This is a genomic window from Pinisolibacter sp. DMC19 (assembly GCF_056313985.1).
This window is the reverse complement of record NZ_JBQUZF010000001.1, coordinates 584,550-606,822: the sequence shown is the minus strand read 5'-3', so window position 1 is coordinate 606,822 and position 22,273 is coordinate 584,550. Positions and strand designations below refer to the sequence as shown.

The following is a 22,273-nucleotide window of genomic DNA, read 5'->3' as shown; positions in this document are numbered from 1 at the left end:
CCATTTTCGGGACGCGGCTTCCCGTTTCGGGGCACTCGACCGGGCGGAGCGCCTCGGGCAATCTCCGCGCCCATCGAAAAGACCCGCGGGAGGTCGCCGTGATCGCAGGTTTCGCCGTCTTGTTGTCGCTCCAGCTCGTCGGGGAGGTGGTCTCGCGCGCGCTCGGCCTGCCGGTGCCGGGGCCGGTGCTGGGCATGGCGTTGCTGGTCGTCGCGCTGGCGCTGTGGTCGAAGACCGATCGGCCCGACCCGCTGGAAAAGGGGCGCCCGCTGGAGCGCGCCGCCGACGGGCTGCTCGCCTCGCTGTCGATCCTGTTCGTGCCGGCCGGCGTCGGCGTCGTGCAGTATCTCGACCTGATCGAGGCGGAGGGGCTGCCGATCGTCGCTTCGATCGTCGTCTCGACCGCGCTGGCGATGCTTGCGACGGTGGCGACCTTCCGGCTGGTGAAGCGCCTGCAGGGGCGCGCCGAAGAGGAGACCGAGGCATGAACGGCGTCGCGCTCTGGGTCTATCTGTCGGCTTCACCGCTGTTCTGGCTGTCGGTGACGGTCGTCGTCTTCCTCGCCGCCGATCATGTCGCGCTCGCCTGCGGCCGTCATCCGTTGGTCAATCCGGTGCTGATGTCGCTCCTCGCCATCGGCGCGCTGCTGAAGGCGACGGGCACGCCCTACCGCACCTATTTCGACGGCGCGCAGTTCGTCCACTTCCTGCTCGGCCCTGCGACGGTGGCGCTCGGCGTGCCACTGTGGCGCAACCGGGCGGTCGTGGTGCGCGAGATCGTGCCGATGGCGGCGGCGCTGGTGGTCGGTTCGATCGTGGCGATCGTCTCGGCGGTCGGCGTGGCGCGCGTCCTCGGCGCGCCGGGTCAGGTGGTGGCGTCGTTGGCACCGAAGTCGGTGACGGCGCCGGTCGCCATGGCGATCTCGGAGACGATCGGTGGCCTGCCGTCGCTGACGGCGGGTCTCGTCATCATCACCGGCATCCTCGGGGCGATCATGGTGACGCCGACGATGAATGCGCTCCGCATCCGCGACTGGGCGGCGCGCGGCTTTGCGGTCGGCCTCGCCTCGCACGGCATCGGCACGGCGCGGGCCTTCACCGTCCACCCGATCGCCGGCGTCTTCGCCGGCATCGCCATGGGGCTCAACGCGGTGGTGACGGCGATCCTGGTGCCGCTGCTGATGACGCTGCTGCGCTGAGCGCGGAGAGAAAGCGGAAACCATCTTTCGCTACGCTTCCTTCGGGGAGCGCGCCCGGCCGAGACGGCGAAGGGCGGGCGCGAGGGATGGATCGGATGCGTCATCGACTTTTCGCGGCAGCGGCTCTGTCTGCCGGTGCCGCCGTGCCCGCGCAGGCGGCGGGCACCTGCGGCCTCGACTATCTGTGTGCCGCACCGGCGATCGCGACGTCGGGGCCGGCCAACGTCGAGACGGCGGTGACGGTCGGGGTGCAGTGGAACTTCGCCGACTTCAATCCGGAACTGGTCGTCGGCGTGCGGCGTACCCGCACCAATCCTGCCGGCATGGTGGTCGGCGCCAAGGCCGACGTCGCGGTGCCGGTGAGCGTGCTCAACTTCTACAAGCCGACCGTCCGCGTCATGGGCATCGCCGGCGGCGAGTACGTCCAGGGCGAGGCGGGCGTCGGATTCAAGGCGGTCGACTGGCGGCCGGTGCTGGCGGTCGGCGCCCAGGGTCCCTTCGTCAACGCCGGTCTCAACTGGGAGGTCGGCGGCTGGGTGAAGCCCTATGCCGGCGTCAACAGCCAGTACCGCACCCACCGCCCGGGCTCGGGCGGGGCGAGCTGCGCGGCGGGCTACGCGCTGGTCGCGCCGGTGTCGCTGTCGCTGTCCGGCGCCCCGACGGTCGGCGGCAAGACCTGCGCGAAGCTGGTGCCGTGAGGGGGCATGGTGCGGGCGGCGGGGGTCGAACCCGCACGCCTTGCGGCGCAAGATTTTAAGTCTCGTGCGTCTACCGGTTTCGCCACGCCCGCTCCGCCTTCACCGGTAGCGACACGCGGGCGGGCGATCAAGCGCCTCCTCGTGTTCTCCACGTCCTGCGACACTCGCTTCCTCCGCCACGACAAGGGTCCGCAAAGGACGAAATTCCGCCACGGTCCCGCCGAGGGGCGGGCACGATCGCGGGCGAGCCTTGGTCTCGGCCCTTCCGGAGCGGTCGTGATCGTGGGGATCGCGGCGGGCGACGGCGAGGGTGGGGAGATCACCATGAACAGGCTCATCCTGGCGTCCGGCCTCGCGACGGCGCTCGTCGTCGCCATCACCAATGCCTCCGTCGGACAGGAGACCGCGCCGCAGGGCGCCGCCGTCGTCTCCGAGCCGGGGCGCGTCGCCGGTACCTCGGCCGCCGACATCGCCTCGCCCAAGCGGATCGAGATCGCCTTCGTGCTCGACACCACCGGCTCGATGGGCGACCTGATCGACGGCGCCAAGCGCAAGGTCTGGGCGATCGCCGACGAGGTGCGCAAGCAGCACCCGAACGCCGAGATCCGCATCGGCCTCGTCGGCTACCGCGACCGCGGCGACGTCTACGTCACCGACAAGTGGGACCTCTCCACCGACATTTCCGCCGTCTACGGCAAGCTCCTCGAGTATCGCGCCCAGGGTGGTGGCGACTGGCCGGAATCGGTCAACGAGGCGCTCGCCGTGGCGGTGAACAAGCTCGCCTGGACCGAGGGCAAGGACACCCGCCGGCTGATCTTCCTGGTCGGCGACGCCCCGCCCCACATGGACTATCCGCAGGACGTGCCCTTCACCGACACGCTGAAGATCGCCGCCGACAAGGAGATCGTCGTCGACGCGCTCCAGTGCGGCAAGGCGCAGGACACCGAACTCGCCTGGAAGACCATCGCCCAGCTCGGCAAGGGGCACTACGTGCAGATCCCGCAGTCGGGCGGCGTGGTGCAGATCCATACGCCCTACGACGACGAGATCCTGCAGATCCAGATCCGCCTCAACAAGACGATCGTGCCCTACGGCTCGCAGCGCCGGCAGGCCGACGTCAAGGAGAAGGCGATGCGCGCCGCCGCCGCGCCGGCGCCCGCCGCCTCGGACATGGCGAGCTACAACATCCGCGCCAAGTCGGAGGCCGAACGGGCCAAGGTCGTGACCGGCGAGGGCGATCTCGTCGCCGACGTGCTGGCCGCCCGCGCCGAGCCGGAGAAGGTCGATCGCAAGGATCTGCCGGAAGAGCTGCAGAAGCTCTCGGCGGCCGATCTCAAGATCGCGGTCGAGGCCAAGGTCGCCGAGCGCAAGCGCCTGCAGAGCGATCTCGGCGCCCTCGTCGCCAGGCGCGACGCCGCCGTCGCCGCCGAGAAGATGAAGACGCCGGCGGGCAAGGACGGGTTCGATCGGGTGGTCGAGGACCTGCTGCGCGAACAGACCCGCTGACGCGTCGAGTTGCGTCGTGCCTTCCTCTGCGTCATCGGCGAGCGTCGGATCGAAGATCGGTCCGGCGCTCATCCGTCTTCGACGTTCACCACGCGTGAAAAACGCGGCAATTGGAGCCTTGACCTCGGCGAGAACCTTCGTGCCTTATCGTCGCGCCGCATTATGATGCGGTCGCAATGCATATCGGGGGATTCGCGGCCACGGCCGCGACGCGACGGGGCTTCGCGGGGGCGGAGCCGGCAACCGGCCTGAAGGGACATGAAGCCATGGCGAAGCAACCCGTGATCAAACCGACTCTGGTGATCGTGGCCGCGCAGAAGGGCGGCGTCGGCAAGACCACGACGGCGCGTCTGCTCTGCCACTGGCTCGCCGACACCAAGCGCCAGCATGCCGCCTTCGACGCCGAGTTCCCGGCCGGTTCGCTCGCCCGCTTCTATCCCAAGGTCACCGAGGTCGTGGACACCGCCAAGGTCGCCGACCAGGCCCGCATCTTCGACACGCTCGCCGATGCCCGCGAGGGTACCGTGCTGGTGCTCGACCTGCGCGCCGGCACCTTCTTCGACGTGCTGACGCTGATGGAAGACCTCCACATCTTCCGCGACGCGCGCGAGGGCGCCTATCGGCTGGTCTTCCTGCACGTGATCGGCTCGTCGGTCGAGTCGGTCGCCGAGATCGACGAGACGCTGAAGCGCTTCTCCGGCGCCACCCACGTGGCGGTGCGCAACGTCGCCTCGGGTGCCTCGATGGCGCGCTGGGACGCCAGCCGCACCCGCGAGGAGTTCCTCGCCGGCGGCGGCGTCGAGATCGAGATCCCGCCGCTCGACCCGATGGCCTATCAGGCCGTCGACGACACCTCGGCGACCTTCCGCGACTTCGTCGAGAACAAGAATGCCGACGGCTCGGACGCCGCCAACTCCTACACGCTGCGCGCCTACGTGCGCCGCTGGCTGCTGCTCGCCATGACGCAGCTCGATCGCCTCGGCCTCTGAGGCTGCGATCTCGATAAAGACATGAAGACCCCGGCGGAACATCCGCCGGGGTCTTCGTTTTTCATCCATGGTGACGACGCGAACCGTGGTGCTCAGGCGTCGCCGCGCGGGGTCTCGTCGGCTTCCTCGAGAGCGGCGAGCGTCTCCTCGACGAAGGTCTTCGCCGACTTCTTGGCCTCGCGGATGAGGTCGGAAATGTCCTTGGCGAGGCGGTCGAGTTCCATCTGCAGGCCCCCGGCGGAGGGCTTCTCGGTCGACATGACGTAGCCCGACATGGCGATCGACAGCGCGATCTCCATCAGACCGAAGACGGCGGTGCCTTCGTCGACGTCGTTCTCGTCGAGGTAGTCGAGGACCATCTCGCGGATGGCCTCGGCATGGGCCTCCTGCTCGTCGTCCCAGCTTTCCATGTCGGCGTTGTCGTTGTCGTTGGTGTGATCGTTCACGGGCTGTCGCCTTTCGTTGTCGGGGTAGGGGCGCTGTCGGGTGCGCCGCTGCGATCGAGGAGGGCGGAGCCTCAGGCACCGCCCTCGCGAATCGGGGGCTGGAAGGTGAGGCCCATGTCCCAGGGGAAATAGATCCAAGTGTCCTGCGACACTTCCGTGATGAAAGTGTCGACGAGAGGGCGGCCCTGCGGTTTGGCGTAGACGGTGGCGAAATGCGCCTCCGGCAGCATCTCGCGCACCACGCGGGCGGTCTTGCCGGTGTCGACGAGGTCGTCGACGATCAGGATGCCCTTGCCGTTGCCGCCGGCCTTGGCGGTCAGGTCCTCGGCGACGCCCTTCATCACCTTGAGCTCGCCCTGCGTCGTGTAGTCGTGGTAGCTCGCCACGCAGATCGTCTCGATCAGGCGGATGTCGAGCTCACGCGCGACGATCGCCGCCGGCACGAGGCCGCCGCGGGTGATGGCGACGATCGCCGAGAACGGACCCGAGCCGCTGAGGCGCCACGTCAGGGCGCGGGCGTCGCGGTGGAACTGGTCCCAGGAAACGGGGAAGACTTTCGGCTGCGGACCCGACATGGGTTCATCTCCGAGGTGAGGTGGAACGGACGTCGGCGAGCATCGCCTCGACGGCGGCGACGGCGGCGGCGAGCGCCTCCGGGTCCCGCGAACGGACGACGACGTTGGTGGCGAAGCGGCCGTCGCGCTCGTAGGGGTACGAGCCGATGACGGTCGCCGGATGGGCCTTCTGGACGGCACCGAGCGGTGTGGCGATGAGGCCTTCGCCGACACCGGCGTCGACGCTCTCCGACAGCATCGGACGGCCGCCGGAAAGGCGCGAGACGACGGCCTTCACCATCGCCTCGAAGACGCTCGGCACGCCGGCCATGACGTGGACGTTGCCGATGCGGAAGCCCGGCATGCCGTTGTCGACCTCGATCAGATCGGAGCCCACCGGCATGCGCGCCATGCGCAGGCGGGCCTCGTTGACGGTGAAGCCGCGTTCGAGCGAGCGCTGCTCGAGGATGGCGACGGCGCGCGGGTCATGGTCGATGGCGACCTCGAAGGCGGCGGCGACCGCGTCTGCGGTGATGTCGTCGTGGGTCGGGCCGATGCCGCCGGAGGTGAAGACGAGGTTCCAGCGCGCCGACAGGGCACGCACCGCCTCGACGATCATCGCCTCCTCGTCGGGGACGATGCGGACTTCGCGCAGATCGATGCCGATCTCGGTCAGCCGATCGGCGAGGAAGCCGACGTTGCGGTCCTTGGTGCGGCCGGACAGGATCTCGTCGCCGATCACCAACATGGCGGCCGTGACGATCCCGTCCGTCGTACCGGCGGAAGGGGCGGGGGAGGTGTCGATGTCGCTCACGGTGTCGCGCTTCTCCCGTCTCGGGCTCGCCGCTTTCCGCTTCGATAGCGCGAAGCCGCCGCCCTCTCAAGGCGGAGCGCCGAGATGCCCACCGCAGATGCGCGCGATCGGCGCCTCAGGAGGGGCGCCAACCGTAGATCCAGGCCATCCGGTCGATCAGCCGGGCGCCGAGGCCGAGACGCAGCGCGGTGTCGCGGAAGAAGGCGAGGCCGTCCGGCATGTGGTAGATGCGGCCGTTCTTCACCGCCCGGTCGACGATGGCGCGGGTGCGCGGCTTGCGGATCGCCTCGTAGGCGCGGAAGGCGGCGGCGACGTTGGGGGCGCCGGCGAGCGTGCGGGCGAGCACCTCGGCATCCTCGATCGCCATGCCGCCGCCCTGGGCGGCGAAGGGCAGGGTGGCATGCGCGGCGTCGCCGAGCAGCGTCACCGCGCCGGAGGTCCATTCGAAATTGCCGTCGAAGCCGCAGAGCGCCCACTTGGTCCAGTTGGCGGGAGTCGCCAGCAGCTTGCGGGCGAGCGGCGGCCAGCGGTCCTTGGCGAGGCCGAAGACACGGGCGACCTCCTGGCGGTCGGCGGGGACCGACCAGCTCTCGTCGTGCCAGGCGTCCTCGACGATCGCCACGATGTTCCATTCGCGGCCGGCGCGGATCGGATAGTGGACGATGTGGGCGCGGGTCGAGAACCACAGGCCGGTCGAGCGGCGGATCTCTTCAGGCACGGCGTCGATCGGCAGGGTGGCGCGATAGGCGGTGCGGCCGGTGTAGCGGGCGGGCGGGCCGCCGCGCACGCCGACGCGGACGCGCGAACGCACGCCGTCGGCGCCGATCAGGCCGTCGGCGTGGAAGTCGCGGGCCTCGCCGTCGACGGTGGCGTGGACGGTGATCTCGCCGGGTTCGGCCGAGACGTCGCGCAGGCGCGCGCCGAGCACCAGTTCGATGCCGGGCGTCCGGCGGGCGGCTTCGGCGAGGACGCCGAGCAGGTCGGCGCGATGGATCACCCAGAAGGGCGCCCCCCAGCGCTCGAACGGGATGTTGCCGAGCGGCGTGCGGCCGACCTCGGCACCGGCGCGGGTCGAATAGATGCGGATGTCGTCGGGCGTCACCGCGAACCGGGCGAGGGCGTCGCCGAGGCCGAGATCGATCAGGATGCGCGAGGCGTTGGGCGAGAGCTGGATGCCCGCACCGACCTCGGCGAGTTCGGAGGCCTGCTCGAGCACGGTCACGCGATGACCGTCGCGCGCCAATGCGAGCGCGGCGGTCACGCCGCCGATGCCGCCTCCGGCCACGATGAGCGCATGGCGAGACATGGTGTCACCGATTCTCCTTCCGATCCCGCGGGCGCGAGGCCTGCGGATCGGTGGCGGGGGCCGCGAAGCGGCGCCCCGTCCGCGTCATTCGGCGGCGGCGGCGGGGTGCCACTCGGCTTCGGCGGGTACCGCCTGGGTCGGCTTCAGGCTCTCGTCGAAGACGTAGAGCGTGCCGCACCAGGGGCAGAGCTTCTCGGCATCGCCACCCATGTCGAGATAGACGTGCGGGTGGTCGAACGGCGGCTTGGCGCCGACGCACATGAACTCGCGCGCACCGATTCGGATCTTGTCGATGCCGCCGTCGTTGGCGAAATGGGGAACCGCGGCGTCCGCCATGGAATATCCTCGTGCTCTCTTCCGAAGGCCGGCACCATACCCACCACGCGGCGCCGTGGGTAGAGGGAAATGAGGAGCATATGCGCCCTCGAGGGCGGCACACGTCGTCGCGGGCGATCGGGGCTTTTCGCCGCCCTTCGGGGCGGTTAGCTTCGCACCCCATGAAGCTCGTCCCTCTTTCCCGTTCCCCCGCCCGATCGGTGCCGCCCATGCAGTCCTTCTCGTCCGACGGCGTCCGCATCGCCTATCTCGATACCGGCCCGGCCGAGGCGACGCCGATCGTGCTGGTGCACGGTTTCGCCTCCAACACCCGGGTCAACTGGGTGTCGACCGGCTGGGTCGACACCCTGACCGGGGCGGGCTACCGCGTCGTCTCGATCGACAACCGCGCCCACGGCGCCTCGGAAGGGCCGCACGACCCGGAAGTCTACGGCACCGGCACCCACATGGCGGAGGACGTCCGCCGGCTGATGGATCATCTCGGCATCGAAAAGGCCCATGTCATGGGCTACTCGATGGGCGCCTGGATCACAGGGCATCTCGCCGTGCGCCATCCCGAGCGGCTGCGCTCGGCGATCTTCGGTGGCCTCGCCTATGCGATGGTCGAGGGGCTGAAGGGCCAGACCGCGATCGCCGAGGCGCTGGAGGCGGAGAGCGACGCCGACGTGACGAGCAAGAAGGCGCTCGCCTATCGCGCGTTCGCCAAGCAGACGGGATCGGATCTCCTGGCGCTCGCCGCCTGCATGCGCGGCTCGCGCCAGCCGGTCGAGCGGACCGGGCTGATGGCGCTCGATCTGCCGGTGCTGATCGCCGTCGGCACGCGCGACGACGTCGCCGGCTCGCCCGAGGCGCTGGCGGAACTGATCCCGGGGGCGGAGTACCTGCCGATCCCGGATCGCGACCACATGCTGGCGGTCGGCGACAAGGTCTACAAGCAGGGCGTCCTTGCCTTCCTCGCCGCGGTCGACCGGGGCTGAGGCATCGGCCGCTCGGCGGCGCGGCGTCAGACGAAGTGGGCGCGGTGGAGGGCGGCGTAGCGGCCGGCGGCGGCGATCAGTTCGTCGTGGGTGCCGCGTTCGACCACCCGGCCGCCTTCGACGACGCAGATCGCATCTGCCTTCTCGATGGTCTGCAGGCGATGGGCGATGACCAGCGTGGTGCGGCCCTTCGACAGGTCCTCGAGCGCCTTCTGGATGGCGCGTTCGCTCTCGGTGTCGAGCGCGGCGGTGGCCTCGTCGAGCAGCAGGATCGGCGCGTCCTTGAGGATGGCGCGGGCGATGGCGATGCGCTGGCGCTGGCCGCCGGAGAGCTGGGTGCCGTTCTCGCCGACCTGGGTCGCGTAGCCGTCGGGGAAGGCCGTGACGAAGTCGTGGGCATAGGCGGCGCGTGCCGCGTCCTCGACCTCGGCGGTGGTGGCGCCGGGACGGCCGAGGGCGATGTTCTCGCCTATCGTGCCCTCGAACAGGAAGACGTCCTGGCCGACATAGGCGATGGCGCTGCGCAGCGAGCGGCGCGACACGGTGGCGATGTCGATGCCGTCGATCGCGATGCGGCCGGCGGTCGGGTCCCAGAAGCGCAGCAGCAGCGACAGCGTCGTCGACTTGCCGCCGCCGGACCTGCCGACCAGCGCGGTGGTTCGGCCCGCCTCGGCGACGAGCGTCAGGCCACGGAGCACCGGCTCGTCGGGGCGATAGGCGAAGGAGACGTCCTCGAAGGCGACGCGGCCGCCCGAAACCGTCAGGGCGGGATAGTCGGCGTCGTCGCCCTCGGGCGTCGGTTCGGCGAGCAGGTCGTACATCATCTTCACGCCGACCAGATGCCCCGACAGGTCGACGTGGATGCGCGCCAGCCGCTTGGCGGGCTCGTAGGCGAGCAGCAGCGCGGTGATGAAGGACATGAAGGTGCCGGGCGTCTCGCCGGCCTCGATGACGCGCCAGCCGCCGTAGAGGATGACGCCGGCGACGGCGAAGCCGGCGAGCGTGTCCATCAGCGGCGCGGTGCGGGCGGCGACACGGGCGAGCTTGTCGGCCTGGGCGCGGACCTCGGAGACGGCGGCGCCCATGCGGGCGCGCTGATGGTCTTCCAGGGCGAAGGCCTTGACGACCTTCATGCCGTGGACGGTCTCCTGGTTGAGGCCGGTGACCACCACGGACTGGCTGTAGCTCGTGCGCATGATGGTGCGGGCGCGGCGGACGAGCTTCTGCACGCCCCAGATCGCGCCGGGCATCACGACCACGGCGGAGAGCGACATCAGCGGGTTCTGGATCAGCATGACGACCGCCAGACCGATCACCGACAGCAGGTCGCGGCCGAGCGAGGTGACGATCAGGTTCAGCGCCTGGCCGGCGGAGTTGGCGATGAAGCCCTGACGGGTGATGACCTCGGCCGAGCGCTGGCTCGAGAAGTCGGCCATCGACTGGCGCAGCAGATGGTCGAACAGGCGCGTCTGGACGGTGGCGACGACGGCATTGGCGATGCGCGACAGCGTCACGATCTGGCCGTAGGTGGCGAAGCCCTTGACCAGATAGAGGCCGACGACGGCACCCGACAGGATCCAGATCGCCCAGACCTGCTTCTCCATGAAGATCTTGTCGACGACGTCGCGCATCAGCCAGGCCGAGGCCGCCGTGGTCACGGCGATCAGGCCGAGGCAGACGAAGGCGAAGGCGTAGGACCAGCGGTGGCGGGTGCCCTGATCGGCGGCGAGGCGCCGAATCAAGTCGACGGTCTCGCCGTTGATGACGCTGCCGATCGTGGGTTTGGACACCTTGAACTCCGAATACTGCGGTCGGCCGCGGGAGGCCCCTCGTCGCGCGATCGCGCCGAAGGAGCCTCAATGGACAAAATCGCGGACGGGCGCAAGCGCGGCGACGCCGCGTCAGGGGGCGTTCCGCGGCGGTCCGCCGCTCAGCGGCCCTCGAACTTCGCCTCGCGCTTGTCGAGGAAGGCGGTGCGGCCCTCGGCGAAGTCGGCGGAGGCGAAGCAGGCATCGGTCAGGGCGACGAGCTTGTCGCGGCGTTCGGCGAGCGCCCCGTCGACCACGGCGTCGATCGCCGCCTTGGCGGCGCGGATGGTCAAGGGCGCGTTGTGGGCGATGGTCGTCGCGAGGTCCGTCGCTTCGTTCTCCAGCGCCTCGACCGGGTGGACGGCCGAGACGAGGCCGATCGCCAGCGCCTCGGCGGCGGTCAGGCGGCGGGCGGTGAAATAGAGTTCCTTGGCGCGCTGCGGGCCGACCGCGGCGACGACGTCGGCGATGCAGTCCGGCGGATAGCCGACGCCGAGGCGGGCGGCGGGGATGCCGAAGACGGCGTCGTCGGAGGCGATCCTGAGGTCGCAGGCGACGGCGAGCCCCATGCCGCCGCCGAGGCAGAAGCCGCGAATCATCGCGATGGTCGGCTTGGCGGCATGACGCAGCGCGGCGAAGGCCTCGGCGTTCGAGGCCTCGTAGGCACGGGCAGAGGCCGCGTCCTTGCGCACGGTGGCGAATTCGGAGATGTCGGCGCCGGAGACGAAGGCGAGGGCGCCGTCGCCGCGCACCACGATCACCCGGACCGCCTCGTCGGCGACGAGGGCATGGACCGCGCCGGGGATCGCCTTCCACATGTCGAGCGAGACGGCGTTGCGGCGCGCCGGGTTGGCCACGACGATGCGGCCGATCGGGCCCTCGACCTCGACGCGGATGCGGGCATCGCTCGACGGCAGCTGGCGGAGGGGGGCGGTCTCGGTCATGGCGGGTCTCCTCGGGAAAGGGCACGACCGCTATCGGCCCGCCTCGCGTCGTCGTCAATTGGATATTCACGGGAGAAGTACTATGTTCGGGGACCCGCGCGGACCCCCGCCGAAGGACGAAGAGATGGCCAAGACCCAGAAGATCCCGGCGCAGGGCGCCGCTTCGCTCGACCCGATCTGGACGCGCGTGCGCGCCGAGGCGGAAGCGATGGCGGCGTGTGAACCGGCATTGGCGAGCTTCGCCTGGGAGACGGTGCTCAACCATTCCCGGCTCGAGGACGCGATCGTCCACCGCGTCGCCGAACGGCTCGGCCATCCGACCGTCAAGGAGGCGCTGATCCGCCAGACCTGGGAGGAGGCGCTCGCCGACGCCCCCGAGATCGGCGAGATCTTCCGCGTCGACCTCCAGGCGGTCTACGACCGCGACCCGGCCTGCGAACGGCTGATCGAGCCGATCCTCTACTTCAAGGGCTTCCACGCCATCCAGACCCATCGCCTCGCCCACTGGCTGTGGACGAAGGGGCGGCAGGAGTTCGCGCTCTATCTCCAGAGCCGGTCGTCGGAAGTGTTCCAGGTCGACATCCATCCGCAGGTGCCGCTCGGCCGTGGCCTGTTCTTCGACCATGCGACCGGCATCGTCATCGGCGCCACCGCGACGATCGACGACGACGTCTCGATCCTCCAGGGCGTGACGCTCGGCGGTACCGGCAAGGAAACCGGCGACCGTCACCCCAAGATCGGCCGCGGCGTGCTGCTCGGGGCCGGCGCCAAGGTGCTCGGCAACATCGTCGTCGGCCATTGCGCGCGGGTCGCGTCGGGCTCGGTGGTGCTGCATCCGGTGCCGCCGCGTACCACGGTCGCCGGCGTGCCGGCCCGCGTGGTCGGTGAAGTCGCCTGCTCCGAGCCGGCGCGGGCGATGGACCAGATGCTCGCCGACGACTGAGTGCGGGCGGCCTCTCGCCGCGATCGGGACCGGACGCCCGTCTTTCGGGCAGTGGAGCCCTTTGACTGGGGCGGCGGCGCGTGCCAAAAGCTGCCCCCCGGAGCCGCCGCCCGCGTCGGGCGCGGCCCATCAACACGATCGGAGCCTACCGTGGACAAGACCGAACTCGCCAAGCTGCAGACCTACCTTCGGGGCAAGTTCGAACTCGACACGATCAAGGTCGTCGCCCGTCCGAAGAAGAAGGACTCGGCCGAGGTCTTCATCGGCGACGAGTTCGTGGCGGTGATCTATCGCGACGAGGAAGACGGCGAGATCTCCTGGAACCTCCAGATGGCCATCCTCGAGATGGACCTGGAAGGCTGATACCCTCGATCTCCGCCCGGCGGTTCGCCGCGGCGCCTCATCGATCGGGGGCGATCCCCCAGTCGGCGAGGCGGGCGGCGAGGCCGTCGCGGATCTCGCGCCAGCGGCCCAGCGCCGCGCGCGAGAAGCGCTTCTCCACCAGGAGCGGCCCGATCTTCTCGTCGCCGATGCAGGTCGCCGGCGGCGCGTCGGGCGCCAGCGGATAGCAGCGCACCGCGAAAGGGCGGACCACGCCCGGTTCGAACCACACTTCCTCCCCCGCATAGCCGGCCTTCGGCGACAGCCTGCGTCCGACGAGCCCGAGATCGGGATCGGCGGCGAGCGGCTCGTCGACGAACAGGCGCGCATGGACCGTCGCCAGCCGTTCGGCGGAATCCTGCGTCTCGCCGGCCGGGCGGATTGTCACCCAGACCACGTCGGAGCTCTCCGCGGGCGCGTCGAAGCGCTCGGCGTCGGCGGCCGTGCGGCCGGTCCAGGTCGGCGGCAGCAGCGCGAGGTCGAGGCGTTCCTGCACACCGGCGCGGCGTTGGGCGGGGAAGCGGACGGCGTTCTTCGGCACCTGAAGCGTGCGGCCGGCGATGGTGACGGCGATCGGCTCGGGCGAGGTCTCGGTCGTCTCGCGGCCGAGATCGGCGCGCCAGAGGGCGAGGCCCACGGCGAGGAGGGCGGCGACGGCGGCGGAGATCCAGGTGGTCCTCGTCATCGCGGCGGCGGTTCCGGCGGGCGGCGCGCAAGTTAACCCTGATGCGAAGTCGCGAGCCTCGAGCCCGAGACGAGGGGCGACGAAACGAGAGGGGCGTGGTAGACGTTAATAAAGCGTTAACTCTGCGTATCGAGGCACCATGTTGTTCGAGTTGGCGATCGCGGCCTATGCGACCACCTGCGGCTTCGTCGCCGCCGGCCTCCTGTCTTCGTTCTACACCCTGGTGACCGATCGTCCGGTCAGCTTCGCGGGGGAGTTGAGCAACCTCTGGCGCGGTGTGGTCAACATCGTGCTGTGCGCCTTCACCGGGCCCTTCATCATCATGCGCAACGCCATCCGCGGCCGCATGATCGAGCAGCGCCCGGTCGGCTGGCTGGTCGCCTCGACCGCCATCGCGGCGGGCTGGAGCCTGTGCTCGGGCATCGTCGTGGTGCAACTGGCGCTGGCGATGCGCAACGGTCTCCTCTGAGACCGACGAACACGGCAATCGACGACGCGACGCGAAGCGGCCCTCGGGCCGCTTTTTTCGTCTGCCCGACGCGTCGATCTCCGAAGGGCGGGCCGCGAGGCCGCTGACGCCTTCGCCGTCTTTCCCGCTTGCGGGGGAAGCGCCCGCCCCGCACTCTCGCCCCCGTCGCGATCGGACGAGGAGCGAGAGACATGACGATTTGGAAGCTCGACGGCATCACTCCGGAACTGGCGCCGGACGGCACGGCCTGGGTGGCGCCGTCGGCGGAGCTGATCGGGCGGGTGCGGCTGAAGTCGCGGGCGAGCGTGTGGTTCGGCGCGGTGCTGCGCGGCGACAACGAGTGGATCGAGATCGGCGAGGGCTCCAACGTCCAGGACCAGTCGGTGCTGCACACCGACATGGGCTATCCGCTGGTCATCGGCGCGAACTGCACCATCGGTCACCGGGTGACGCTGCACGGCTGCACCATCGGCGACAACACGCTGATCGGCATGGGCGCGACCATCCTCAACGGTGCGAAGATCGGCGCCAATTCGCTGGTCGGCGCCGGGGCGCTGATCACCGAGGGCAAGGAATATCCCGACAACTCGCTGATCGTCGGCGCACCGGCCAAGGCGATCCGCACGCTCGACGCCGAGGCGGCGGCGCGGATCGGCAAGTCGGCCGAGGGCTACGTGCGCAACGCCGCCCGCTTCGCGGCGGGGCTCGAGAAGGCGTGAGACATGCGAATCGGGCCGGCATCGGGGAGATGCCGGCCCGTTCGTTGCGGACCCGATCGACTGGGGACGGGGAGGGTGGGGACGCGACCGGACCCGCGCTAGGAAACTCTTCCTCTCCTCGTGTCTCCGGGGCCGGGGCTCTTGGCCGCTCGTCTCCTTCGACATGAGGGAGAATGGCAGGGCCGTCTTGCGGGCGGTTGAAGATCGGGCGGGGGTTTTTCGACGAATTCGCCTCAAATGCGACGGATCGTCGGACGCCGCCGCATCGCTCCGGTTATGTCCATGTCTTTCAATGACTTGCTGTGATGTGTGACAAGCGAGAAGACCGCCGGTGACGTCGGGTCTCCGGCGGTCTTCGTGAATGAAGTGCTGCTGCGGGCGGCGCAATCGTCAGGAGAAGAAGGTCCTGAGCGTCTCGACCTCGTGGACGATCGAGAACTCGATCGCCACGCCCTCGTCGAAGGAGCGCACGACGCGGCCGCGCATGACGCCGAGGATGACCGGCGTGCCGACCTCGACGCGTTGCTCGAGATGGACGGCGGCGCCCGACGGCGAGACGTCGATGATGCGGCAGCGCAGCTCGGTGCCGTCGGCCAGTACCAGCTTGGAGAAGGGGTTGCGCGGGCTGAAGCGCTCGTGGCGACGATCTTCGGGCAGGTTGAGGATGTGGCGGTTGGCGAGCCAGGTCAGCTGGTTGGCGAGCTTGTCGCGCTTGCGGTCGGTCATCGACATCGTCATGGCGAAGCCGCCGTCGATGAGGCGGGCGACGCGGCCCTCGACCCGACCGATGTGGTCGAGATAGGCGACGACGCGCTCGCCCAGGCGTGCCACCGCCGGGATCATCACGGCGGCACCGCCGGGCGACATGTCGACCACCTGGCAGGGGAATTCGCGACGATCCTCGAGCATGCAGCGGCCGAGGACGTTCACCTTGACCCGCTGATGACGGCGGCGGTCGGTGACCGCAGCCGGCTCTTTACGGATCGAAGGGTTGGCGGAGCGCATGGGCGGCCTCGGCGACAGCGTGTTTCGCCAACGACCTTAGGCTCGGGTGGTTAACCGGGGGTTGCCTTTGGGCAGCAATATCTGCCCTCGAGTCAATCGTTCATCGACTTTCCGCCGTCGAGCACGACGAGATGGCCGACGCGGCGTTCACCGGCGAGCGAGATCGGCGGAGGCGCCATCGGACGGAAGACGGTCGGCGGACGGTCGCCGCGGGTGGGCGCGACGAAGTCGACGGCGTCGTGAAGGACCGAGCCGCGATCGACCTGGTCGCCGCGCAGCAGGAAGGTCGGGCGCTCGTCCGGCCAGATCAACCGCAGGCTCGACAGCTTCTGCGTCATCAGCGGGTGGATGCCGATCCAATAGGGGTCGCTCATCGGCGCCAGCGAGCCGAGAACGCGGGTGAAGCCCTCGCCCTTCTGCCGGATCGGCAGGAGCAGGGCCTCGCAGGGCAGGGTGCGGTCGTGGGCGGAACGGCCTTCGAAACCGAAGACGGCGGCGGCGGCATCCTGCGACACGGCGGCGAGCAACGTGGCGATCGCCTCGCGGTCCTTGCCCTGGAAGAAGTCGAGGAAGTCGCGGCCCTTCAGCTCACGGCCGAAGAGCGCGCAGACGCGCGTGCCGGCGAGGCGGAAGGTGTAGCCGTCGCGGCGGTCGGCCTCGAGGATGAAGGTGTCGCCGAGGATGCGACGCATGTCCGAGGGTTCGATCTCGGTACGGTCGGGCGCCGGCCGGCTGCCCCGCAACCGCTGCCAATAATCGTAGAGTTCCCGCGTGGCGGCATGCTTCATTGCAATCCCCCTGTCGGCCGTCGGTCCCCGATCGAGACGCCTGCCCCAGGACGGGACGGGTGGCTTCGAAAGGAACGTCGTCGGTTCGCCGACCGATGACGGCCGATTTCCCGGCGCTCCCGCATCGTCGTGGCCGATACGGCACGGATCGCTGTGCCGAAACGGGACGAAAACGCGTGTTGCGCATTCACTTCTCGTCAACACTTGCGAAGGTCGTGCCGGTTTGCCCGGTTCGAAACGAAACGCCGCTTGCCGCGGGCGCGCGCGCGGCCCATATCGGCTGAGACGAAGGGCGGAGCCGGGCATCGGCCGGCCGCATCCGGCGAGGAGACGACATGGCGAGCGACGGCGGCGAAGGCTTCGGGCGCGGGACGGCGGGCGAACCGGTCTTCCTGTTGCCGCGGCTCCTGGTGATCATGTCGCTGGTCCCGATCGCGATCACGGCGATCCGGATGTTCGTCGACCCGCGGCTCGACGAGTGGCTTGTCTATGCCTTCGCCTTCGTGCCGCTGCGCGAGATCGAACCCTCGGGCTGGCCGGGCGGCGAGGGGGCGGCGGTGTGGTCGCTCCTCACCTACGCGCTGCTGCACGACGGCTGGGCGCATGTGCTGCTCAACGTCGCGATGATCGCGGCGGTCGGCCGGGCGGTGCTGGCCCGGCTCGGGTCGGGGCGCTTCCTCGCCCTGTCGGCCTTCGCGACGGTCGGCGGCGCTCTCGGCCATCTCGCCGTCGAATGGGCGTCCGACGGGCCGATGATGGGGGCATCGGGGCTCGCCTCCGGGCTTCTCGGCGCGCTGCTGCGCTTCGTCTTCCAGCCGGCGTGGATGCCGACGCCGGGGATCGTCGAATCGATCGCCAACCCCCGCGTGCGCGGCACCGTCGCGGCGCTGGTGATCGCCAATCTGGTGCTGGTCTTCGGCGGTGCGAGCATCGTCGGCGCCGAGGGCGGTGTCGCCTGGGGCGCCCATCTCGGCGGCTTTCTGGCGGGTTTCCTCGGCTTTTCGCTGTTCGAGCGGCGGCGCCGGCTGCCCGTCGACGTGGCGTGAGGTCGCGCGACGTCGTGACCTCGAATTGCAGCGCCATGGCCGTCTTGCCCCTTGCATGGGGGGGCAGGTGGAAGCATCATGACCGCATGCCTCCGGACGAACCGATCACATGCCCCGTCAGAGGGCGGCGCCGGAGATCGATCTAATCGGTTCGAATGCGAACCCGTTCACGGGAGGAACGTTCATGACGGTTCAAGCCATTCTGGCGCGCAAGGGGCGCCAGGTCGTCACCATGGGTCCGAAGCAGCCGCTGCGCGAGGTCTGCGAGACGCTCGCCGAGCACAAGATCGGCGCCGTGGTGCTGATCGACGCGCACGGGCGGATCGCCGGCATCATGTCGGAGCGCGACATCGTGCGGGCGCTGGCCACCGAGGGCGCCGCGGCGCTCGACCGGCCGGCGGACGTCTACATGTCGACGAAGGTGGTCACCTGCTCGGAGGGCGAGACCACCGATCAGGTGATGGCGCGGATGACCACCGGTCGTTTCCGCCACATGCCGGTGGTGCGCGAGGATCGGCTCATCGGCGTCGTCTCGATCGGCGACGTGGTGGCCCGGCGCATCGAACTCGCCGAACGCGAGGCGGCCGAGATGCGGGCCTACATCGCCACGGCGTGAGGCGGCCCGACGAAACACGAGGGGCGCGGCGGGATCTCCGCCGCGCCCCTCGTCGTTTCCGGGTGGTCGGCTCCGGGTTGTCAGCGCGCCGCTTCGGCCGTCATCGCGGCGATGTCGGAGAGGGCGCGATCGGCGGCGGCGGCGCCGATGTCGATCGCCTCGCGGGCGCGGTGGAAGTCGAAGAGGCCGATGTGGCCGAGCCGCGGCGCGATCATCACGTCGGGCGGATCGCCGGCCAGCCGCGAGCGGGTGATGCGGTCCTGGATGATGTTGAAGCTCTGCATCATCACGCCGGTCAGGCCGGGGCGGTCGTCGCCGGCGCCGAACATGCGGCGGAAGAGGCTCTGGCCGAGGCTCTCGCTCGGCTCGGGCAGCGGCGTCGCCATGTCGGCGGGCAGCGACTGGACGACGGTGCCGCGGGCGATGGTGTCGGTCGACAGGTTGGCGGCGATCACCACGTCGGCGCCGAGCGCGCGGCAGACCGAGACGGGCACCGGATTGACCAGTGCGCCGTCGACCAGCATGCGCTTGCCGATGCGCACCGGCTCGAAGATGCCGGGCAGGGCGTAGGAGGCACGCAGCGCATCGATCAGCCGGCCGGAGGACAGCCAGATCTCGTGGCCGGTCGCCAGTTCGGTCGCCACCGCGGTGAAGGGGCGCGGCAGCGCCTCGACGCGGATGTCGTCGATGTGGGAGAGCAGCAGATCGGCGAGCCGCCCGCCGCCGACCAGACCCGAGCCGCCGAGGTGGACGTCGAGCAGCGAGAAGACGCGGCGCGGCGTCAGGCGGGTGGCGAAGTCCTCCAGCGTGTCGAGGCGGCCGGCGAGGTCGCAGGCCCCGACCACGGCACCCATCGAGGTGCCGGCGACGACGTCGGGGACGATGCCGGCCTCCCTCAGGCGTCGGACGACGCCGATCGCCGCCCATCCGCGGGCTGCGCCGCCACCGAGTGCCAGACCGATCTTCGGCCGCCGCGGCGGCGGCAGCGGCTCGGGGCCGCCGTCGTTGCCGTTGGTGCCGAAAAGACGCCTCGTCACACCTTCGAGCATGTGATCCTCCTTCGGATCTCTCCTCGATGTGGAGATTAAACGATTTGATTCAATGAAAGATGAAGACAGCCCTTGGTCGAAGACGGGGCCGAATCCGGGCGTCTCGACGGCCGATGCAGGGTGTTCTTCGGGCAGGGAGGCGCGTCGGCGCGTGCGCGCCGATCAGCCCTTCTTCGTCCCGTGGTCCTCGCCGCAGTCGCAGCCGGGCGGGTGGGGGGCGTGGCCGGAACTCGTGCCGTAGACCGCGGTCGGGTCGAAGGCCGGCGCCGCCTCGACGAAGGCGAGGGGGCCGCCGGCCGAGCCGATCGGCACCTCGCGGTAGAAGCAGGAGTGGAAGCCGCGGTGGCAGGAGGCGCCGTGGCCTTCGACCTCGACCTCGAGCACGACGGCGTCCTGGTCGCAGTCGACCCTCAGGCGCTTCACCAGCTGGCGGTTGCCGGAGGTCTCGCCCTTGACCCAGAGCGCCCGGCGCGAGCGGCTCCAATAGGTGGCGACGCCGGTCTCGATCGTCCTGGCCAGCGCCTCGGCGTTCATGTGCGCCAGCATCACCACGTCGCGGCCGATCGCGTCGACCACCACGGCGGTGACGAGGCCGCCGGCGTCGAAGCGCGGGGAGAGCGTCGTGCCCATCTCGAGCGCGTCGGCGTCGGAGGAGGGCGCGGGGAAGGGGGCGTTCTCGGTCATGGATCGTCGATAGGCGCGACCGGGCGGGCGGTCAAGCGGCGGGCTCCGTCGCCCGCGTCGCCCGCCGCCGAGTCCCGCGGTCAGATGTCGAGCACCGCCTCGTCGGCGAAGGCGGCGCGCTCCTGGATGAAGGCGAAGCGGGCCTCGGGCTTGTTGCCCATCAGGCGCTCGACCGAATCCGCCGTCGGCTCCTCGGTCTCGTCGAGGATGGCGACCTTGAGGAGCGTCCGCGAGCGCGGGTCCATGGTCGTCTCCTTGAGCTGGCCGGGCATCATCTCGCCGAGACCCTTGAAGCGGCCGATGTCGGGCTTCTTGCCCTTGAACATCGTCCGCATCAGCTCGTCGCGATGGGCTTCGTCGCGGGCATAGGCGGTCTTGGCGCCGTGGGTGATGCGATAGAGCGGCGGCACCGCGAGATAGAGATGACCGTTGCGCACGAGATTCGGCATCTCGCGCCAGAAGAACGTGACGAGCAGCGAGGCGATGTGGGCACCGTCGACGTCGGCATCGGTCATGACGATGATCTTGTCGTAGCGCAGGTCCTCGTCGCGATAGTGCCCGCGCATGCCGCAGCCGAGCGCCTGGACGAGATCGGAGAGGAGCTGGTTGGCGGCGAGCTTGTCGCGCGTCGCCGAGGCCACGTTGAGGATCTTGCCGCGCAGCGGCAGCACCGCCTGATTGGAGCGGTTGCGCGCCTGTTTGGCCGAGCCACCGGCCGAGTCGCCCTCGACGATGAAGAGTTCGGACCCTTGCGCCGCCGAATTGGAACAGTCGGCGAGCTTGCCGGGAAGCCGCAGCTTGCGCACGGCCGTCTTGCGCTGGACTTCCTTCTCCTGGCGCCGGCGCAGCCGCTCGTCGGCGCGCTCGATGGTCCATTCGAGGAGCTTCGCGGCATTGGCCGGCGAGGCGGCGATGAAATGGTCGAAGGCGTCCTTGATGGCGCCGTCGACGATGCGGGTGGCTTCCGCCGTCGCCAGCTTGTCCTTGGTCTGACCGACGAACTCGGGTTCGCGGATGAAGACCGAGAGCATGGCGCCGGCCGACGTCATCACGTCGTCGGTGGTCAGCTGTGCCGCGCGCTTGTTGCCGACGAGATCGGCATAGGACTTGAGCCCGCGCAGCAGGGCGAGGCGCAGGCCCGCCTCGTGAGTGCCGCCCTCCGGCGTCGGAACCGTGTTGCAGTAGGAGGAGACGAAGCCGTCGCCGGCGAACCAGGCGACCGCCCATTCGACCGCGCCGTGGCCGCTCGTCTGCGCCGTCTTGCCGGCGAAGACGTCCTCGACCACCAGCCGCTCGCTCTCGAGGCGCTCGCGCAGGAAGTCCTTGAGGCCGCCGGGGAAGTGGAAGACCGCCTTGTCCGGCACCGGATCGGCGGCCGAGACGCATTCGGCCGCGCAGGACCAGCGGATCTCGACGCCGCCGAAGAGATAGGCCTTGGAACGGGCCATGCGGAAGATCCGCTCGGCCTTGAAGCGGGCGCCCTCGCCGAAGATCTGCTCGTCGGGGCGGAAGCGCACGGTGGTGCCGCGGCGGTTCATCACCTCGCCGAGGTCCTCGAGACCGCCCTGCGGCAGGCCGCGCGAGAAGCGCTGACGCCACAGGTGGCGGTTCTTGGCGACCTCGACCTCGAGGCTGGAGGACAGCGCGTTGACCACCGAGACGCCGACGCCGTGCAGGCCGCCGGAGGTCTCGTAGGCCTTGCCGTCGAACTTGCCGCCCGAGTGCAGCATGGTCATGATGACTTCGAGGGCGGATTTCCCCGGAAACTTCGGGTGCGGATCGACCGGGATGCCGCGGCCGTTGTCGACGATGGTCAGCGTGCCGTCGGCGTCGAGGCGGACCTCGATGAAGGTGGCGTGGCCGGCCACCGCCTCGTCCATCGAGTTGTCGATCACCTCCGCGAAGAGATGGTGCAACGCCTTCTCGTCGGTGCCGCCGATGTACATGCCGGGGCGACGGCGAACCGGCTCGAGGCCCTCGAGCACCTCGATGTGGGAGGCGTCGTAGTCGCTCTCGCCGGGCGTCGTGCGCTTGACCGCGGTCGACAGCGCCGCCTTCACGGCCAGGGCCTTGGCGTTCGCCGTCTCGCGCTTCGCCGCGGGCGCGGCCGCACCACCGAAGAGATCGTCGCTCGCCATGTCCACTCTTGTCGGTCGGGTCGTGTCGGTCGGTTTGGGGCGGATCGCCCCCCGAATCACCGGGCATCATGGCACGGCGGGAGCCGCACCGGAAACTCTGTTCACGCCCCGTTCACGCGGTCGTCCACATGCCGTCCACGGAAAAGCACGGGTGCGCGGCGATTTTCGGGCAAG

The 22,273-nt window shown here is 69.9% G+C and carries 25 protein-coding genes and 1 tRNA gene; 12 read left to right on the top strand and 14 right to left on the bottom strand.

Going from position 1 to position 22,273, the window contains the following annotated elements; all coding sequences use genetic code 11:
* The first annotated feature begins 98 nt into the window (after positions 1 to 98).
* From ACT53U_RS02700 to ACT53U_RS02690, 3 genes are all read left to right on the top strand, one after another.
* Entirely contained in the window at positions 99 to 488 is a 390-nt protein-coding gene (locus tag ACT53U_RS02700) for a CidA/LrgA family protein (RefSeq protein ID WP_476152522.1), read from the top strand.
* On the top strand, positions 485 to 1,198 hold the full coding sequence (locus ACT53U_RS02695) for an LrgB family protein (RefSeq protein ID WP_476152520.1): 714 nt from the start codon (positions 485 to 487) through the stop codon (positions 1,196 to 1,198). Before ACT53U_RS02700 ends, ACT53U_RS02695 begins: the two co-directional genes overlap by 4 nt.
* A gap of 95 nt (positions 1,199 to 1,293) precedes the next feature.
* Positions 1,294 to 1,896: a hypothetical protein gene (locus tag ACT53U_RS02690; RefSeq protein ID WP_476152519.1), complete on the top strand. Its 603-nt coding sequence runs from the start codon at positions 1,294 to 1,296 to the stop codon at positions 1,894 to 1,896.
* A gap of 7 nt (positions 1,897 to 1,903) precedes the next feature.
* Here ACT53U_RS02690 and ACT53U_RS02685 read toward each other — a convergent pair.
* A tRNA-Leu gene (locus ACT53U_RS02685) sits at positions 1,904 to 1,988 on the bottom strand.
* Positions 1,989 to 2,220: 232 nt separating this feature from the next.
* Between ACT53U_RS02685 and ACT53U_RS02680 the strand changes: the two genes are divergently transcribed.
* Entirely contained in the window at positions 2,221 to 3,402 is a 1,182-nt protein-coding gene (locus ACT53U_RS02680; protein WP_476152517.1) for a vWA domain-containing protein, read from the top strand.
* A gap of 266 nt (positions 3,403 to 3,668) precedes the next feature.
* Positions 3,669 to 4,391, top strand: a complete 723-nt coding sequence (locus ACT53U_RS02675; protein ID WP_476152515.1) for a nucleotide-binding protein — start codon at positions 3,669 to 3,671, stop codon at positions 4,389 to 4,391.
* 92 nt (positions 4,392 to 4,483) lie between these two features.
* On the opposite strand, the gene ACT53U_RS02670 is transcribed toward ACT53U_RS02675, so the two are convergent.
* The 5 genes from ACT53U_RS02670 to ACT53U_RS02650 all read right to left on the bottom strand — a co-directional run bounded on the left by ACT53U_RS02670 (position 4,484) and on the right by ACT53U_RS02650 (position 7,847).
* The gene (locus ACT53U_RS02670) at positions 4,484 to 4,837 is read right to left on the bottom strand and encodes a hypothetical protein (RefSeq protein WP_476152513.1); all 354 of its coding nucleotides are present in this window, start codon (positions 4,835 to 4,837) and stop codon (positions 4,484 to 4,486) included.
* A 71-nt stretch (positions 4,838 to 4,908) separates the two neighbouring features.
* Positions 4,909 to 5,412, bottom strand: a complete 504-nt coding sequence (gene gpt / locus ACT53U_RS02665; protein ID WP_476136224.1) for a xanthine phosphoribosyltransferase — start codon at positions 5,410 to 5,412, stop codon at positions 4,909 to 4,911.
* Positions 5,413 to 5,416: 4 nt separating this feature from the next.
* Positions 5,417 to 6,139: a competence/damage-inducible protein A gene (locus ACT53U_RS02660; protein WP_476153048.1), complete on the bottom strand. Its 723-nt coding sequence runs from the start codon at positions 6,137 to 6,139 to the stop codon at positions 5,417 to 5,419.
* A 181-nt stretch (positions 6,140 to 6,320) separates the two neighbouring features.
* Positions 6,321 to 7,511, bottom strand: a complete 1,191-nt coding sequence (locus tag ACT53U_RS02655; protein ID WP_476152512.1) for an FAD-dependent monooxygenase — start codon at positions 7,509 to 7,511, stop codon at positions 6,321 to 6,323.
* Between the two features lie 84 nt (positions 7,512 to 7,595).
* Positions 7,596 to 7,847 (bottom strand): zinc-finger domain-containing protein, encoded by a 252-nt coding sequence (locus ACT53U_RS02650; RefSeq protein WP_476152510.1) that lies wholly within the window; start codon positions 7,845 to 7,847, stop codon positions 7,596 to 7,598.
* A gap of 209 nt (positions 7,848 to 8,056) precedes the next feature.
* Here ACT53U_RS02650 and ACT53U_RS02645 point away from each other — a divergent pair, with 209 nt between their 5' ends.
* Complete coding sequence (locus tag ACT53U_RS02645) at positions 8,057 to 8,824, top strand: alpha/beta fold hydrolase (RefSeq protein ID WP_476152508.1); 768 nt, start codon at positions 8,057 to 8,059, stop codon at positions 8,822 to 8,824.
* Positions 8,825 to 8,850: 26 nt separating this feature from the next.
* Here the strand turns inward: ACT53U_RS02645 and ACT53U_RS02640 are convergent, their stop codons facing one another.
* Complete coding sequence (locus ACT53U_RS02640; protein ID WP_476152506.1) at positions 8,851 to 10,614, bottom strand: ABC transporter ATP-binding protein; 1,764 nt, start codon at positions 10,612 to 10,614, stop codon at positions 8,851 to 8,853.
* Positions 10,615 to 10,754: 140 nt separating this feature from the next.
* On the bottom strand, positions 10,755 to 11,576 hold the full coding sequence (locus ACT53U_RS02635; RefSeq protein WP_476152505.1) for an enoyl-CoA hydratase: 822 nt from the start codon (positions 11,574 to 11,576) through the stop codon (positions 10,755 to 10,757).
* A 124-nt stretch (positions 11,577 to 11,700) separates the two neighbouring features.
* On the opposite strand from ACT53U_RS02635, the gene cysE reads away from it, so the two are divergent.
* A complete protein-coding gene (gene cysE / locus ACT53U_RS02630; protein WP_476152503.1) occupies positions 11,701 to 12,519 on the top strand; it encodes a serine O-acetyltransferase in 819 nt (272 codons plus the stop codon).
* 150 nt (positions 12,520 to 12,669) lie between these two features.
* Positions 12,670 to 12,882: a DUF3126 family protein gene (locus tag ACT53U_RS02625; protein ID WP_476136237.1), complete on the top strand. Its 213-nt coding sequence runs from the start codon at positions 12,670 to 12,672 to the stop codon at positions 12,880 to 12,882.
* A 37-nt stretch (positions 12,883 to 12,919) separates the two neighbouring features.
* On the opposite strand, the gene ACT53U_RS02620 is transcribed toward ACT53U_RS02625, so the two are convergent.
* Positions 12,920 to 13,585, bottom strand: a complete 666-nt coding sequence (locus ACT53U_RS02620) for a hypothetical protein (RefSeq protein ID WP_476152501.1) — start codon at positions 13,583 to 13,585, stop codon at positions 12,920 to 12,922.
* 139 nt (positions 13,586 to 13,724) lie between these two features.
* On the opposite strand from ACT53U_RS02620, the gene ACT53U_RS02615 reads away from it, so the two are divergent.
* Entirely contained in the window at positions 13,725 to 14,054 is a 330-nt protein-coding gene (locus ACT53U_RS02615) for a DUF6949 family protein (RefSeq protein ID WP_476152499.1), read from the top strand.
* 191 nt (positions 14,055 to 14,245) lie between these two features.
* Positions 14,246 to 14,773, top strand: a complete 528-nt coding sequence (locus ACT53U_RS02610; RefSeq protein ID WP_476152497.1) for a gamma carbonic anhydrase family protein — start codon at positions 14,246 to 14,248, stop codon at positions 14,771 to 14,773.
* A 390-nt stretch (positions 14,774 to 15,163) separates the two neighbouring features.
* Here the strand turns inward: ACT53U_RS02610 and ACT53U_RS02605 are convergent, their stop codons facing one another.
* Together ACT53U_RS02605 and ACT53U_RS02600 are read right to left on the bottom strand one after the other, a co-directional pair.
* On the bottom strand, positions 15,164 to 15,778 hold the full coding sequence (locus ACT53U_RS02605; protein WP_476152495.1) for a PilZ domain-containing protein: 615 nt from the start codon (positions 15,776 to 15,778) through the stop codon (positions 15,164 to 15,166).
* A gap of 92 nt (positions 15,779 to 15,870) precedes the next feature.
* The gene (locus tag ACT53U_RS02600; protein ID WP_476152493.1) at positions 15,871 to 16,566 is read right to left on the bottom strand and encodes a PAS domain-containing protein; all 696 of its coding nucleotides are present in this window, start codon (positions 16,564 to 16,566) and stop codon (positions 15,871 to 15,873) included.
* 335 nt (positions 16,567 to 16,901) lie between these two features.
* On the opposite strand from ACT53U_RS02600, the gene ACT53U_RS02595 reads away from it, so the two are divergent.
* Complete coding sequence (locus tag ACT53U_RS02595) at positions 16,902 to 17,612, top strand: rhomboid family intramembrane serine protease (protein ID WP_476152491.1); 711 nt, start codon at positions 16,902 to 16,904, stop codon at positions 17,610 to 17,612.
* A gap of 184 nt (positions 17,613 to 17,796) precedes the next feature.
* A complete protein-coding gene (locus ACT53U_RS02590) occupies positions 17,797 to 18,228 on the top strand; it encodes a CBS domain-containing protein (RefSeq protein WP_476152490.1) in 432 nt (143 codons plus the stop codon).
* A gap of 80 nt (positions 18,229 to 18,308) precedes the next feature.
* Here ACT53U_RS02590 and ACT53U_RS02585 read toward each other — a convergent pair whose 3' ends face one another.
* From ACT53U_RS02585 to parE, 3 genes are all read right to left on the bottom strand, one after another.
* Positions 18,309 to 19,265, bottom strand: a complete 957-nt coding sequence (locus ACT53U_RS02585; protein ID WP_476152489.1) for a patatin-like phospholipase family protein — start codon at positions 19,263 to 19,265, stop codon at positions 18,309 to 18,311.
* Between the two features lie 174 nt (positions 19,266 to 19,439).
* A complete protein-coding gene (gene hisI / locus ACT53U_RS02580; RefSeq protein WP_476152487.1) occupies positions 19,440 to 19,961 on the bottom strand; it encodes a phosphoribosyl-AMP cyclohydrolase in 522 nt (173 codons plus the stop codon).
* Positions 19,962 to 20,041: 80 nt separating this feature from the next.
* Positions 20,042 to 22,099, bottom strand: coding sequence for a DNA topoisomerase IV subunit B (parE, locus tag ACT53U_RS02575; protein WP_476152486.1), 2,058 nt, complete (start codon positions 22,097 to 22,099; stop codon positions 20,042 to 20,044).
* Between the last annotated feature and the right edge of the window lie 174 nt (positions 22,100 to 22,273).